The following is a 14,807-nucleotide window of genomic DNA, read 5'->3' as shown; positions in this document are numbered from 1 at the left end:
ACAGCCTCCTAGAATTTACGCTTACGGGCAGCTTCGGACTTCTTCTTGCGCTTCACGCTTGGCTTCTCGTAATGTCTGCGTTTCTTTACTTCAGCCAATACGCCGTCTTTGGAGATGGATCTCTTGAATCGGCGAAGAGCAGCGTCGATTGTCTCGTTTTTGCGAACTTTCGTTTCGGACACGTGTTTTCCCTCCCTCCGACCATGCACTCCAAGAAACACGGTATATCAAACAATATTATATGTGATGCGGAAAGGGGGTGTCAACTTTATTATCGGAGAATCGGTCCGAGCTTTTCTCCGCCGAGCAAATGGAAGTGTAAATGGTACACGACCTGCCCGCCTTCGTCGTTGCAATTGTTGATCAATCGGTACCCTCTGTCCTTAATGCCGAGCGCTTCCGCGACTTGCTGCGCGGCCAGCGCGATGTCGCCGATCGCCGCCGCGTCCTCCGCCGTCACGTCGTTCATCGTCGGAATATGCTTCTTCGGAATGAGCAGCACGTGAACCGGCGCGGACGGTTGAATGTCGTGGAACGCGAGCACCGTGTCCGTCTCCAATACTTTCTTGGAGGGGACGGCGCCTTCGACGATTTTGCAGAAAATGCAGTCCGCCATGGGGATGCCTCCGTTTTTCAATGTTGTTCCATATTTTACATCATGGCGGTCCGCTCGTCCAATTTCTAAAGGTTTGTAAATTCCTTAAATAGATAATCCTATCCAACTAGGAGGAGAAGTACCATGTTCAAGGAATACGGCCTTATCGCGCTCGAGCTCGTCATCGGGTTCGCGGCTCTTTTTCTATATACGAAAATATTGGGCAAGGCCCACTTTTCGAAGCTGACGCCGTTCGACTTCGTCTCCGCTCTCACGCTCGGCGAGCTGCTCGGCAACGCGATTTACGACGATCGAATCCATACCGGGCACGTCCTGTTCGCGACGACGCTATGGGGATTGCTGATTTGGACGATCGTGTGGATGACGCAGAAATGGAATCGCATCCGCAAACCGCTCGAGGGCGAGCCGACGATCATTATTCGTAAAGGCAATCTGGATTTCGACGCCATGAAGCGCTGCAAGCTGGATCTGAACGAGCTGCAGACGATGCTCCGGCAGCAGCAATTCTTCTCCATGGAATGGGTCGAATACGCCATCCTCGAGACGAACGGAGCGCTCAGCGTCATGCCGAAGCCGAAGTACGGCACCCCCGACCGTTCCGATTTCGGGCTGCCGATTCGATCCTCGGTCCTTCCCGTGTCGCTCATCCTCGACGGCGAACTCATTCGCGACAACTTGAAGGAAGCCGGCGTAGACGAAGCGTGGTTGAAGGAACAACTGAAGAAGCAAGGCATCGGCAAGTATGTGGATGTCTTCTACGCGGAATGGAACGAAAGCGACAGCCTATATGTCGCCTTATACCCAAAGCAAGGACCGGCCTGACGGCCGGTCCTTGCTCGCTTGATTTCAGAAATAAGGCAGCAGCGAAATCGCGGCGAGCGCGGCCAGCGGCAGCGCCAATCGACGAAACCGGCCGCCGTAGCCGTAGCCCGGGTAGCCGTAGCCGTACCCCGGATAATAACCAGGATAGCCGTACCCGTAGCCGGGACCGTACCCGTAATAGCCCGGCAGCGCCCGGGCTTGCGGCGGCATCAGCTCCGTCGAGCCCACAGGCACCGCTAGGTACACGTATTCGTCGTCCATGCTCTCGACGATGCCGTCGTATTGCATGCCGTCCGTCGTATGGATGAGAACGTACTTGTGCATATGTTGCTTGCAAATCTCGATTGCTTCATGCTTGTGCATTCCATAGCACCTCCCTATGCCGATATCCTATTCCGGCGAAGGGAGATGGGCGCATGTACGTCTTTGTCCGCAGAAAATTTTCTTCGTTACGTCGTCTCGATCCGAACGCGGCTGCCCGCGCCCATCGGATCGGCCGGCGTCACGATCAGCTTGCGCGGCAGCCGGGCTTGCAGCTCCGGCACGTGCGAGATGACGCCGACCGCGAGCCGTTCGACATGCAGCCGTTCCAGCGCCGTCACAACGTTGTCCAGCAGCTCCGGATCGAGCGTGCCGAACCCTTCGTCGAGGAAGAAAAACTCGAGCGGATACTTGCCGCTAAGTTGGATTTGCGCCGATAAGGCGAGCGCGAGGGCGAGCGATGTCAGGAACGTCTCTCCGCCCGATAACGTCGACACGGGACGGCGCACGCCGCCGTTCGCGTCGTCGCGGATGACGAAGCCGCCCGTCGAATCGAGTTCGATGGCGTACCGGCCCCGCGTCAGGCTGCCGAGCCGTTCCGACGCCGCTCGCGTCACGCCGAGCAGCTGCTCCTCCGCGAGAAACTCGACGAACGCGTTGCCCCGAAACACGGCTTGGAGCTTCGCGAGCTGCTGCTGCAAGGCGACCGCCTCTTCGCGCTGTCGCGTGACGAGCCGCCACCGCTCGTGCCGCTGCCGGAGCTCCCAGGCGGCACGCTCCGCCTTCGCCCGCGCCGCGAGCGCTTCTTCGCGCTTCGCCTTCGCATCGGCGAGTCGCCGCTCCGCCTCCAGCATCGCAGCTTCGTCGATCGCTCTTCCACCGAGGCGGGCAAGCGCCGCTTCGCGCTTCGCCGCGGCCGCCGCGAGCGCCTCCTTGTACGCGGACGCCTCGCGGGCGAACGCCTCGCGGCGCTCCGGCTCGAGCGCGGCGCGCTGCACGGCGTCTACGCCGTCGAAGGCGCTGCCCGCCAGCGCGTCGCTCCACTGCCGCTCGGCGCGCTCCCGCGCGTCCGCCGCGCCTCGCAGCGCCTCTTCGGCCGCGGCGAGCCGCCGGCCGGCGTTCTCCGCCGCGGTCCGCGCCGCATCGGCCGCCTCTCGCGCCGCGCGCTCGTCCGCGCGCCACCGCTCGAGGCGAGCGCTCAGCGCCGCCGCCAGCTCGGCGGGCGGCGTTACGTCGCCGCCGGTCAGCGCGGCGATCTCCTCGCGGCGCGCGGCCAGCTGCCGTTCGGCGGCGGCCGTCTCCGCCTCCGCCAACGCGAGACGGCGCTCCGCGAGCGACTGCCGCCCTTGGAGGCGCTCCAGCTCCTCCGCGTTCGCCGCGAGGAACGGCTCGCTCTTCTCGAGGCGAAGCCGAATGTCCTCGGCTTCGCGCTCCTTGCGTTCGGCGTCGCGAAGCGCCTGCTCGAACGTCTCCGGCGTCCACTCCGGATACGCCTCCCGCCAACGCGCCGCGGCGATCGCCGCCTCCCGTTCCGCCGCTTCGGCCTTCGTCTCGGCCGCGCGCGCCGATTGGGCGGCGGCCGCGAGCGTCGCCCGCTCGTTCCGCAGGGATGCGCGGGCCGACTCGAACCGCTCGAGCAGCGCCTTCAGCTCCGGCGCTACGGCGTTCAGCCGGGCGACGACCTTCTCGACGACGCGGCGCCGCTTCTCGAGCGACTCGGCCTGCGGCGATTCGCTGGCGTCTCCGGCCGGGTAAGGCTCTTCGGCCGCGGCCGCCGTTTCGTCGACCGCCGAAGGCGCCTCGCTCCCTTCCAAAGCCGCGTTCAGCCGATGCAGCGCCTCGTTCGCGCGGCCGGCCTCGCGGTGCACCGCCGAGGCCAGCTCCCGCGCGTCGCGCTGCAGCCGCTCGAGGCGTTCTGCTTCGTCGTCGCCTTTCGCCGCGTCGGGCGGGGGCGAAGCGGGCGCCGGATGGCTCGCCGAGCCGCATACCGGGCAAGGCTCGCCCGGCGCGAGGCCGGCCGCGAGCGCATGCGCCCAGGCATGCCGTTCGCCGCCGATCGCCGCGGTTTTCGCCGCCAGGATGCGTTCGCCGAGCCGGCGCTCCTCGCGCAGCAGGTCGTCTTCCGCCGCGTTCAGCACCGCCGCGCCTTGCGCGAACAAGGCGCGGGCCGCGCCCAGCTGCGCGATCGACGTCCGCACGGTTTCGTCCAACCGCGCGGTTTCCGCTTCGCCGCGCTTCGCCGCCGCCGCGAGCGCGGACGCTTCCCCGCGTTGCGCGGCGGCCTGCGCCGCGGCCGTCGTCGCCGCGGACCGCTCCCGCTCCGCGGCGGCCATCCGGCGGCGTTCCTCCGGCGGCGCCGCCAGCGCGCCGTAAGCGGCCTTCAGCTCCGCTTGGAGCTGCAGCGCCTTCGCGCGCTGCTGCTGCGCGGCGGCGAGGGCGTTCGCCGCCGCCTCCCGCTCCGCGCGGCCGCTCGCCAGCTCGGCGCGGGCGCGCTCCAGCGCCGCCGCGTCGACGGCCGCCTGCTCCGCCAGCGCGACCGCTTGGCGCAGCCGCTCGAGCCGCACCGCCGTCGGCGCTTCCTGCTCCCGCAGCACCCGTTCCGCCGCGGCATGCGCCTCTTGCGCGGCCGCCTGCCGCGCCGCCGCGCGCTCCCGCTCGCCCGCCGCGTCGATCGCTTCGCGCGCGAGACGATCGGCTTGCGCCGCCGCTTCCTCCCGCGCGCGCCACGTCGGCAGCAGCGCTTCCGCCGCGGCCGCCGCCGCGAGCCGCTCCTCGATCGCCGCGATCTCGGGCCGGCGGCGCTCCAGCGCGGCCCACGCCGCCTCGCTCGCGGCCGCCTCCTGCATCGCCTCGCGGATGCGCGCCGCTTCCGCGTGCGCCGTCTCCGCGGCCTTCAGCGCTTCCTGCAGACGCGCTTCGGCCTCGGACGCATCGCGGAACGCCGCTTCCGCCGCGGCGAGCGCCTCCGGCGACGCGTCGCCGAGCCCTTGCAGCTCCGCCGCCGCTTCGCGCGCGAGCGCCTCCGTCCGGCGAAGCCGCGCCGTCAGGCGAGCGGCGAGCTCGTCGCCGTACCGCTCGAGGCGGAACAGCCGCTGCAGCATCTCTCGGCGCTCCTTCCCTTTCAGGGCGAGAAATTCCGAAAACTTGCCCTGCGGCAGCACGACGGCGCGCGTAAAGTCGGTCATCGACAAGCCGATGAGCGACGCCACCGCGGCGTTCACTTCGCCCGCCTTGTCCGCCAGCACGATCGCGCCTTCGCTCGTCTCCTCGCAAAGACGGCACAGACGCTGCTCGACCGTCCCGTCGGGCTTGCGCCGGTACGTTCGCTCCGCGCGGTATGTACGTCGGTCGGCCCCGTCCGACAGCTGGAACGCGAACGACACGGAGAGCGTGTCCTCTTGCGCGTTCATAATGCTCTGGATGCCGCTGCCGGCGCGCTCCACCGCGCCGTACATCGCCAGCGTCACCGCGTCGAGAATGGTCGACTTGCCGCTGCCGGTCGGCCCGAAGATGCCGAACACGCCCGCTTCCGCCAGCCGGGAGAAGTCGATCGTCTGCTCCTCCCGATAGCTCTGCAAGCCTTGGATCGTTAAGCGAATCGGCTTCATGCGCTCTCCTCCTCCGCTTCCTCCCGCACCAGCTCGAGGAACAGCCGGACCGTCGCTTCGTCCGGCGTCGCTCCGCCGGTCTGCCGGGCGTAAAACCGCCGGAACAGCTCGTCGATCGGCAGCGCCCGCTCCGCGCGAACGCGTATGGACTCCTGCGCGGACGCGAACACCGGACGGATGAGGACGAGTCCCTCATGCGACCGTCGCAGCGTCTGGATTTGTTCCATCGTCAGCGCGTCGGTCACGTGCAGTTCCAGATCGACCCAGGCGCGGGCGTCCTTCCCTTCGTCGAACCAGCGGTGCACGTCCGCGAGCCCTTCTTTGGCGATCCATCGCACGAGCGGCCGGCCGGCCGAGAGCGGCACCTCCTCGACCCGAGGCGCGCCGCCCGGCGCGATATCGACGATCGACACGGACTTCGCTTGCCCCGCTTCGGAGAAGCTGAACGCGAGCGGCGAACCGCTGTAGCGGACAAGCGGCGCGGCGCCGGCCGCTCCGTTCTCGCCGTCGTCGCGCACGCGCACATTCTGCGGGCGATGGAGATGACCGAGCGCCACGTACTGCGCCGCTCTCCCGAAGGCGGACGGATCGACCGTATACGCGCCGCCGACCTCGATCGGCCGCTCCGAATCGGTCGGCGATCCGCCCAACGCGTGAAGATGGCTCATGACGACGTCGACGTTCCCTTTTCCGAAAATGGTCCCCGTCGCGTCCCGCACCAACGCCGCGATGCGCGCGGAATACGCGAGCTGCAGCGCCTGCTCGTCCGCCTCTACGGACAGCAGCTCCTTCAGCCGCGACTCGGACGGATACGGCAGCGCGTACACGTTCGCCCGCTCCCCCGTTCGCGCGATGGGGAGCGTCACGACGTTCAAGGTCGGCAGCCCGACGAGCGTAACGCCTTGCGCGCGCGCCAGCGGCCCCGCGGCGCTCAAGCGATCCGGGTGGTCGTGATTGCCCGCGATCGCGACGACCGGCCGCCGCCCCCCGTTCGACAGGCGCGTCAACGCTTCGTAAAACAACGTCTCCGCGTCCGCCGGCGGATTGACGGAGTCGTACACGTCCCCCGCGAGCAGCACCGCGTCGACGTCCGCCTCGTCGGCGATTCGCGCGAGCTCGTCCACGAACGCCTCATGCTCCGCCTGCCGGCTTCTTCCTTCCAACGTTCTGCCGAAATGCCAATCCGCCGTATGCAGCAATCGCATCCTGTTCCGCCACCTCTCCCTACAGCTTCACGGCGCGCGCGCCGTCGAAGAAATATAAATATCGATCCGGTACGTCTCGGCCCAGCGCCTTCTCCGCCGCCTTGGCGTAGACGGACAGCTGCAGCCGATAACGCTCGGTCAGTTCGCTGAGTCCCGTCTCGCCGCGGATCGCGTCCGTCTTGTAATCGACGATGGCCAACCCCCGCTCGTCCTCGAACAGGCAGTCGATGATCCCTTGGACCAGCACCGTCTCCGCGGCCGTCTCGGCGTCGAGCGGGACGCCGTTCGGCGCCTCGCCGTACACTTCCGCGGCCGGCAGCCCGACGCTGAACGGGAGCTCTCGGTGCGTCCTCGCGGCCGATGCCAGCCGCAAGCCGGGCTCGCTCGTCGCGAACCGCCAGACCGATTCGACGTCTACGGCCGCGCGCTGCTCCTCCGTCAACAATTCCCGGAGCACCATATCGGACAATAGCGCCTCGACGTCGCTCGTCGTCAGGCCCGGAACGAGGCGCAGATGCTGCATGACCGCGTGGTACGCGACGCCGCGTTCCACCGGCGTCAGCCCCTTCTTCGCCAGGAACCGCGGCCGCTTCGCGACCGCCGCGCCGGACGGCCCCCGGGCCGGCGAAGGCGCCGCGAACGGCGCTTCCGCTTCCTCCTCGTCCTCCTCGAGCAGCCTTCCCTTCCATTCCGTAACGGACGTCTTCGCGAACAACGCCGACGCCGACGGCCTCGGGTCCGTCCACCCGAGCGCGCGCAGCACGTCGGAGTCCCGCGCCGTCCAATCTTCGGGCACCGGCAGCCCTTCCTTGACCGCGTGCTGCCCCCAAGGCTCCGTGCGACCGCCGGCCGCCGCGGCTTCCGCCATCGCGTCCGGCAGCTCGACCATGAGCCGCCAGCGGGAGCCGTCCGCTACGCGCGCCCCCGGCGGAAGCGCCGCCAGCCCGTAGGCGTCGCGCACCGATTCCGCCGCGGGATGCCGCAGCAGCGACGGCGCCAGCCAGTCGAGGAAGCAGGCGCCTCGATGAATCGCGTGAGCCGGCAGCTTCGGACCGGGGCTTGCCGCGATCGCGTTCCAATCCTCCAGCCGCTTCGTAAGCCCCTTAGCCGACCCGACGAGAATGAGCTTCTCCTTCGCCCGGGTCAACGCCACGTACAGCACCCGCATCTCCTCGGCGAGCGATTCCGCGCGCAGACGGCGCCGAATGGCCAACTGCGGCAGCGTCGGATGCGCCGCGCCGAGCTCCGGATCGACGAACCGCGGGCCGAACCCCAGCTCCTTGTGAAGCAGGAACGGCTCCCGTTCGTCTCCTCGGTTGAACGACTTGCCGAGGCCCGCGACGAATACGACGGGAAACTCGAGCCCCTTGCTCTTATGGATGGACATAATGCGCACGACGTCCTCCGTCTCGCCGAGCGCTCGGGCCGGCGCGAGATCGGAGCCGGAATCCCGGAGGCGCTCGATGAACCGCAGAAAGCGGAACAAGCCGCGGAAGCTCGTCGCTTCGTATTGCCGCGCCCGGTCGTACAGCGCCCGCAGGTTCGCCTGCCGCTGCACGCCGCCCGGCAGGCCGCCGACGAAGTCGAAGTAGCCGGTCTCGCGGTACAGCTTCAGAATCAGGTCGGCGAGCGGCCCTTGCCGCGCCGCCGTCCGCCACGGCTCCAGCGTCGTGACGAAGCGGGCGGCCTTCTCTCGCAGCGCGCTTCCGACCGAGCCCGGATTCGGCTCCTTGCCGGAGGCGACGGAGCCGACCGCTTCGTAGTACGGACGGCTCCGGCCCCCGGCTACGCGGATGCGCGCCAGCTCCTCCGCCGTAAAGCCGAACGCCGGCGACATCATCGTCGCGGCGAGCGGAATGTCCTGCAGCGGATTGTCGATCGTCTGCAGCATCGAGAGCACCGTCTCCACCTCGACGGCTTCGAAGTAGCCGCCGCCGAGCTCGGCGTGAGCGGGAACGCCGTACAACCGCAGCTGCTCGATCAGCGACGGCGCCCACGACTTGTCCGCGCGCAGCAGGATGACGATGTCGCGGAACTGGATGGGACGCATGCCGCCGACGCCCTTGTCGTACACTTGCATCGCCGGTCGACCCGCGCCCCCCGTCAGCTCCAGAATGCGGCGTCCGATCGCTCGGCCTTCCGCTTCCGCGGCGTCGAGGTCCTGCGCTTCCGCCGCGGGGCCTTCCCCGTCCGCCTCCTCGTCCGGCGCGCCGTCGCGGTCGATCAGCACGACGTCCGCGGCGAGATCGTGCGCGCCGTCCGGCTCCGGATACGACGCCCCGAGCGCGAGCTCGGCCCGTTCGTCGTAATCGAGCTCCGCGGCTTCTTCGTGCATCGTCTGGCGGAAGACGAAGTTGACCGCGTCGACGACTTCGCGCCGAGAGCGGAAGTTGCGCGCCAGGTCGATGCGGATGCCGCCGCCGGCCGCGACGTTCTCGACCGCTTCCGGAAGCCCGCGGTACGTCTTGTACTTGCGCAGGAACAGACCGGGCTCCGCGAGGCGGAACCGGTATATACTTTGTTTGACGTCTCCGACCATGAAACGGTTCCCCGCCCGCGGCCCGTCCGTCCCGTCTCCTCGCGAGACGAGCCGAAGGATCGTCTCCTGCACCGCGTTCGTATCCTGGTATTCGTCGACATACACCTCTTCGAATTGCTCGCGGTACTGAAGCGCCGCCTCGGTCGGAACGAGGCGTTCCGGCGTCGACGCCGGGTCCCGCAGCACCTGCAGGCAGGCGTGCTCGAGATCCCCGAAGTCGACGAGGCCTTTCGCCGTCTTCGCCTGCCGGAACGCCTCCGCGTAATCGAGCGCGAGCCTCGTCAGCTCTTCCATCAACGGCGCGAGCTCGCGGCATTCCGCCGCATAGTCTTCGAGCGTTCGCGCGAGCAGCTGCTCCTTCAGGGCGTCGAGACGGTCCTTGGCGTCCTTCCGCAGCTTCTTCGCCCGATCGCTCAGCGCGGCGTCGACGGAATCGCCCTTCTGGGGCTTCAGCCGCCCGAACGCCCCGCCGTCGTCCGCGAACGCCGTGTCCCGCAGCGCGCGCCAGCCGCCGGAGGTTAGCGCCTTAAGAAGCCGTTCGACGCCGGCTATGTCGGCGCGGAAGTTGTCGGCGTACGCGTGCGGGCCTCCCGGCTGCAGCGAGAGCTCAAGGGCGGCGTTAAGGCCGGCCGCGATGCCTTCGAGCTCCAGCTTGACGTCCGCGCCGACGCTCAGCAGCCATGGGTGATCTTCCGGCAAGCCGCCCTCGATCTCGGCCCCGTCGCCGTCGCCGGCCGGCCCGGCGAGGCGGAACGCCGCCGCCGCTTCGCGCAGCCACGCATCGGGGAACGGATGGCTGCGCGAGAAATCGTACAGCCGATCGATCAGCTTCATCAGCCCGTCGTCGCCCCGTTCGCCGCCGAATCGGTCGGCGAGCGCCCAGAACGGCCCGTCCTCCTCGGCCGCGCCGTACCGCTCTTCAAGCACGCTCTCCAGCGCCTCCTGCCTTAGCAGCGCCGCTTCCGTTTCGTTCGCGATCCGGAACGCCGGATCGAGATCGGTCAGGTGGACGTAGCGGCGCACCGCATCGAGGCAGAAGGAATGCAGCGTCGTGATCGACGCTCTGCCGACGAGGGCGAGCTGCCTGCGCAGATGGCGCGAACCGGGGTTCGACGCGAGCGCCTTCTCCAGCGCGTCGCGCATCCGATGCCGCATCTCCGCGGCGGCCGCGTTCGTGAACGTCGCGACGAGCAGCCGGTCGATGTCGATCGGCCGCGCCTCGTCGGTCACCGTTCGAATGATGCGCTCGACGAGCACCGCCGTCTTGCCCGACCCGGCCGCGGCCGCGACGAGCAGATGATCGCCGCGCGCGGCGATCGCCTGCCATTGCTCGTCCGTCCAGGTCGCGCCCGCGGGCTTCGGTTCGATGCCTCTCCTCGTCATGCGTCCCCCTCCTCTCCGTCGATCCGCGCCCAGACGTCTTCGTCCGCGAGCGGCGGCAGCACGCGGTACGCGTTGCCGCCGATCTCGGGATCGAATCCGCAGACGGGCTTGAACTTGCAAAACGTGCACGGCGTCTCCTGCTTGCTGCGATACGGCGCCGCCTCGACGTCGCCGCACGCGGCCTTGGCGCCGAGCTCCGTCATCTTGCCGCGCACGAACGCGCGCAGCTTGCCCCACTTCTCGGCGTCGACCGCCTTCGACCGCGCGCCGAGCGATCCGTCGGTCTTCCGTTCGAGCGGCACGATCGGCGAGATGCCGGCGCGAAGCCCCGTATCCATCAGCTGCGCCGCCTCGTCGTCGTCGAGAAGCAGCCCCTGCATCTTGAACTTCTTGAACAGCTCCTGCGCCGCTTGCTCCGGCTCGATCGCGTTATGCAGCGACAGCATCGGCTTATGCACGTGGAAATACAGCGCTCCCGCCGGCGCCGCTTCGGCGCCGAGCCACGCTCTCGCCTGCTCCGAAGCCGCGTCGAGATATGCGAGCAGCTGCAGCGACAGCCCGTAATACACGTCGGACAGGCGCAGCCGATGGGCTCTCGACTTATAATCGACGATTCTTATGTACCATTCGCCGCGCTCGGCGCGCGCTCCGTCGATCCGGTCGATCCGTCCCCGCAGCTCCATCTGTCGGCCGTCCGGCAACGGCAGCTTGATCGCCGGCATGCCGCCGTCTTCGCCGAACGCGAGCTCCGCCGCCGCTTGGCGGAAGCCGCTGCGCGCCGCTTGGCCCCTCAGCGCCTCCGACGCGCGGCCGACGACCGCTTGCAGCTTCCGGGTCATGTAGCGATGCCGGTTCGAGCTGAACAAAATTTCCGACAGCAGCTTCGGCGCCAGCTCCTCGACCGTCCGGAACGCGAGCGCCGCGCACTCCGCCTCGTCGAGCTCCGCCCACGTCCGGCCTTCTTCCGCGAGCTTCTTCGACAGCTGGCTGAGCGCCGCGTGGTACAGCTGCCCGATGTCGGGCGCTTCGAGCCGGTACAGCCGGCGCTCCTTCAACCCGAGTCCGTATCCCGCGAAATGGGCGAACGGACAGCCGGCGAACGTCTCGAGCCGGGACACGCTCGTGCGGAACGTCTCTCCGTACAGCGCGATCGCCGTTTCCTCAGACAACCGTCCTTGCCGGTTGTCGTAATCGAGGGACGGGAGCAGCCCGAGCAGACGCTCGCGCCAAAACGGTCGTTCCGCCAGCCAGTTGTACGCGGCCCACCAGACGCCCGAGACGGGCTCGCCGCGCTTCCAGCGACGCAGCTGCGGCAGCAGCTCCGCCAGGGCGCGCGAAGGCGTGGAGAGACGCTCCAGCGCCTCCTCGTCGCTCGCCCCGGCCGGCACGTCGCCCGGCACGTACATCGTCTTCGCGTCGGGCGCGAGCCGCTTCAGCGTGCGAATCCATTCGGACGGCAGCAGCGTCGTCCCTTCCGGGTCCGAGAGCGCGTAGCTGACCCAGAGCCCTTCGGACGGCAAGAACAATGCGTTATACAGCAGAAAACGCTCGTCCAACAGACGCCTGCGGCTGTCCGGCGCGAGCTCGAGACCGGCCGCGTGCATCCGCTCGCGATCCGCCTCGGACACTACGCCTTTCTCCTTCGGCCGCATCGGGATGACGCCGTCGTTCACGCCGAGCAGGTACAACCGCTTCACCCCGAACGCGCGCGTCCGATCCAAGCTGCCGACGAGCACCTGATCGAGCGCCGGCGGCACGAGACCCATGCGGATCCCGTCGAGACCGGCCGCGATCATGCCGGCGAACAGCTCCGTATCCGCGGGCTCGTCGCCGACGAGCTCGACCAGCTGATCGAGCGTGTCGACGACGCGGTCCCACAGCTGCTCGTGCTCCTTCGCCCGATCGGGATCCCCCGCGCGCTCCGCGGAATCGCGCCAACGCGCGAGCGTGTCGGCCGCGCCGGTATCCTCCAGGAATGCGAACAACGCCGCCGCCTGCTGCTCGATCGTCTTGGCTTTCTTTAACCGCTTCTCGAAGGCGTGCAGCGGAGCGACGACGAGCGATCGCCACCGTTCGACGCGCTCTTCCCGCGCCCGCTGCCGTTCCGCATGCGCCGCTTCGTCCCCTTCGAGCGGTGCGCCCGCGTTCAACCGCCAAGGTTTCCCGTCGGTCCACCGCGTCCCCTTGATGCCGTATTCGAGAACGACGTTTTCCAACTGGTCCATGGCGTATCTCGCCTCCGACTCGGTCCGGAACGCGCCTCTCGGAAACAACAAATCGGTCTTCGCGGCCCGGAACACCGCATCGTACGTCCATCGGGACTGAACGACGTCGATCGCCGAGCGGACGAGCTCGCCGAGGGGATGGTGAGCGACGGCGCGCTTCTGATCCAGGAAGCACGGAATGCCGTGGTCCCGGAACGCCGCAGCGATGATGTCGCCGTACCCTTCCCAGTTGCGGACGTAGACGGCGATATCCCGCCACCTCGCCGAGCCGGACGAGACGAGCCGGACGATGTCCCGCGCGGCCGCTTCGGCTTCCGCTCGCGGATTCGCCGCGGACGCGACGACTACCGCCCCGTTCGCGTCGAGCGCCGGCGTAAAGGGTCGGCCGTTCGCCTTATCGACGAACGCCCGCTCGAGCGCGGCCAGCGTCGGCGCGGAAGCATACCGTCCCGCCGCGCCGCCCTCCAGCATCGTCGTCGCTTCGACGGGAATGCCCTCTTCCTCCGCCATACGCAGCAGCGTCGTCATCGTCGACGCCGTCGGATGGAACAGCTCCAGATCGTCCGGCGCCTCGTGGGCGCCGTACGCCCGGTCGATCGTCAGCGCGAACGTGACGCGGTCCGCATGCTTGCAAAGCTGCCGCAGCGCCGAGAGCTCCGTCGGCGTGAAGCCGTGGAAGCCGTCCACCCAGATCCGCGCGCCGCGGATCGTCTCCGACGACGACGCATGCTCGCCGAGAAGCGTTAAATAATCTTCCGAGTCGACGTATTTGCCGGAGAGCTCCGTCTCCATGCCGCCGATCAGAAGCGCCAGATCGTGCAGCTTGTCCCGCAGCGCCGGCGGGAACGCTTCGTCCTCCGCCGCCTCGCGCAGCCGCGCCGCGTCGACCGCGTATCGCTTGCACTCCGCGAACCATTCGTTCGCCGCGTCGATCCAGCCGCCGCCTTCCGCGAAACGCCGGAACGCGCGGAAGTCGCGGCCTCGCGACCGCGCGATTTTATATAGAAGCATCTTCTTGCCCGTATCGTCGATATGTAAGCGGGACGCGCCCCCCGCCTCTTGCATGACGCGGAACGCCAGCCGTCGAAAGCTTAAGGATTGCGCGCGGATCGTTCCGCCGAAGCGGGCGACGAACGCGCGGTCGGCCGCTTGCGTCATCTGCTCGGGCACGAGCAGGATCAGCGGCGGCCCGTCGGGAGAGCGCTCCAGCTCTTCCCCGATTTGCTCGAACGCGCTTCGGCTCTTGCCCGCCCCCGCGCGCCCCAGCACGAATCGAATACCCAAACCGAACCCCTCCGAGAGTCTTTTTTTCCAAGGTACACCGTCGAACGGGTGTTTGCAATGGATTTTTTTGCCGAGGCGAATCGTATTTCGATCGCAAAATAGAGTACAATGAGATGTAGAAGAAAAATGGGTGGAAGAAGGAGTTGCGTCGCATGGCGGACGAAGGAATCGTGCTGACCCCCGAGGGACTGCAAAAATTGAAGGACGAGCTCGAGGAGCTGAAGACGGTCAAGCGGAGCGAGCTGGCGGCTCGGTTGAAGACGGCGATCAGCTACGGCGACCTGAAGGAGAACAGCGAGTACCACTCGGCGAAAGACGACCAAGCGTTCATGGAAACGAGAATATTAACGATCGAAAACATTTTGCGGAAAGCCCGCGTCGTCGAATCGATCGACACGTCGACCGTTCAGGTCGGCTCGGTGGTGACGCTGCACGACTTGGAGTTCGACGAGAAGATCGATTACCGGATCGTCGGACCGGCCGAGGCGGACGTCGCCGATAATAAAATTTCGTACGAAAGCCCCCTGGGGCAAGCGCTCATGGGCCAATCGATCGGCAGCAAAATTACGGTGAACGCCCCGATGGGCGAAATTACGTACGAGCTGCTCGACATTAAAGCGGTATAACGGCGGACCGACGGGACAAACGATGTCCCGTCGGTCTTTTCTTTGCAAAACGAGTCGCACGCTCCGCTCGGCTTTGCGCATCGGTTCCTCTTCCCGACTCGTTCGCCGACGCGCTCCCGAATTAGGGAACAGCGATATTCCCTATTTTCGCTCACTCCCCCGTATTTGCCCGAGTAAGAAACATGTACATGTTCCCTAACAGCCGGGAGCACGAGCAATTCCTCAGGTTCGGCTGAGC

At 67.4% G+C, this 14,807-nt stretch carries 9 protein-coding genes; 2 read left to right on the top strand and 7 right to left on the bottom strand.

Annotated features, from left to right (window positions below; genetic code table 11):
• Positions 1 to 8: 8 nt before the first annotated feature.
• Positions 9 to 182 carry a 30S ribosomal protein S21 gene (gene rpsU / locus FE782_RS20130; protein ID WP_138196048.1) on the bottom strand — a complete coding sequence of 58 codons (174 nt, stop codon included), beginning with the start codon at positions 180 to 182 and terminating at the stop codon, positions 9 to 11.
• An 89-nt stretch (positions 183 to 271) separates the two neighbouring features.
• Positions 272 to 616, bottom strand: coding sequence for a histidine triad nucleotide-binding protein (locus tag FE782_RS20125; RefSeq protein WP_138196047.1), 345 nt, complete (start codon positions 614 to 616; stop codon positions 272 to 274).
• A 123-nt stretch (positions 617 to 739) separates the two neighbouring features.
• On the opposite strand from FE782_RS20125, the gene FE782_RS20120 reads away from it, so the two are divergent.
• A complete protein-coding gene (locus FE782_RS20120) occupies positions 740 to 1,438 on the top strand; it encodes a DUF421 domain-containing protein (RefSeq protein WP_138196046.1) in 699 nt (232 codons plus the stop codon).
• A 24-nt stretch (positions 1,439 to 1,462) separates the two neighbouring features.
• Here FE782_RS20120 and FE782_RS20115 read toward each other — a convergent pair whose 3' ends face one another.
• From FE782_RS20115 to addB, 5 genes are all read right to left on the bottom strand, one after another.
• Positions 1,463 to 1,801, bottom strand: a complete 339-nt coding sequence (locus FE782_RS20115) for a hypothetical protein (RefSeq protein ID WP_138196045.1) — start codon at positions 1,799 to 1,801, stop codon at positions 1,463 to 1,465.
• Positions 1,802 to 1,887: 86 nt separating this feature from the next.
• Entirely contained in the window at positions 1,888 to 5,307 is a 3,420-nt protein-coding gene (locus tag FE782_RS20110; RefSeq protein ID WP_138196044.1) for an AAA family ATPase, read from the bottom strand.
• Positions 5,304 to 6,512: an exonuclease SbcCD subunit D gene (locus FE782_RS20105; protein WP_138196043.1), complete on the bottom strand. Its 1,209-nt coding sequence runs from the start codon at positions 6,510 to 6,512 to the stop codon at positions 5,304 to 5,306. Before FE782_RS20105 ends, FE782_RS20110 begins: the two co-directional genes overlap by 4 nt.
• Before the next feature lie 19 nt (positions 6,513 to 6,531).
• Positions 6,532 to 10,434, bottom strand: a complete 3,903-nt coding sequence (gene addA, locus FE782_RS20100; RefSeq protein WP_138196042.1) for a helicase-exonuclease AddAB subunit AddA — start codon at positions 10,432 to 10,434, stop codon at positions 6,532 to 6,534.
• Positions 10,431 to 13,943: a helicase-exonuclease AddAB subunit AddB gene (addB, locus tag FE782_RS20095; protein ID WP_158299476.1), complete on the bottom strand. Its 3,513-nt coding sequence runs from the start codon at positions 13,941 to 13,943 to the stop codon at positions 10,431 to 10,433. Before addB ends, addA begins: the two co-directional genes overlap by 4 nt.
• A 152-nt stretch (positions 13,944 to 14,095) precedes the next feature.
• On the opposite strand from addB, the gene greA reads away from it, so the two are divergent.
• On the top strand, positions 14,096 to 14,569 hold the full coding sequence (greA, locus tag FE782_RS20090) for a transcription elongation factor GreA (protein ID WP_138196040.1): 474 nt from the start codon (positions 14,096 to 14,098) through the stop codon (positions 14,567 to 14,569).
• The last annotated feature ends 238 nt before the right edge of the window (positions 14,570 to 14,807 follow it).

The organism is Paenibacillus antri (assembly GCF_005765165.1).
In the GTDB taxonomy this organism is placed as follows: domain Bacteria; phylum Bacillota; class Bacilli; order Paenibacillales; family YIM-B00363; genus Paenibacillus_AE; species Paenibacillus_AE antri.
Note: the sequence above shows the minus strand (reverse complement) of the source record. Positions and strands in the feature narration are given on the sequence as shown.

Excerpts from the sequence above, each read along its gene's own strand:
- FE782_RS20105 (WP_138196043.1), bottom strand. The coding sequence starts at position 6,512 with ATGCGATTGCTGCATACGGCGGATTGGCATTTCGGCAGAACGTTGGAA.
- FE782_RS20110 (WP_138196044.1), bottom strand. The coding sequence starts at position 5,307 with ATGAAGCCGATTCGCTTAACGATCCAAGGCTTGCAGAGCTATCGGGAG.
- FE782_RS20120 (WP_138196046.1), top strand. The coding sequence starts at position 740 with ATGTTCAAGGAATACGGCCTTATCGCGCTCGAGCTCGTCATCGGGTTC.
- addA (WP_138196042.1), bottom strand. The coding sequence starts at position 10,434 with ATGACGAGGAGAGGCATCGAACCGAAGCCCGCGGGCGCGACCTGGACG.
- greA (WP_138196040.1), top strand. The coding sequence starts at position 14,096 with ATGGCGGACGAAGGAATCGTGCTGACCCCCGAGGGACTGCAAAAATTG.
- FE782_RS20115 (WP_138196045.1), bottom strand. The coding sequence starts at position 1,801 with ATGCACAAGCATGAAGCAATCGAGATTTGCAAGCAACATATGCACAAG.
- FE782_RS20125 (WP_138196047.1), bottom strand. The coding sequence starts at position 616 with ATGGCGGACTGCATTTTCTGCAAAATCGTCGAAGGCGCCGTCCCCTCC.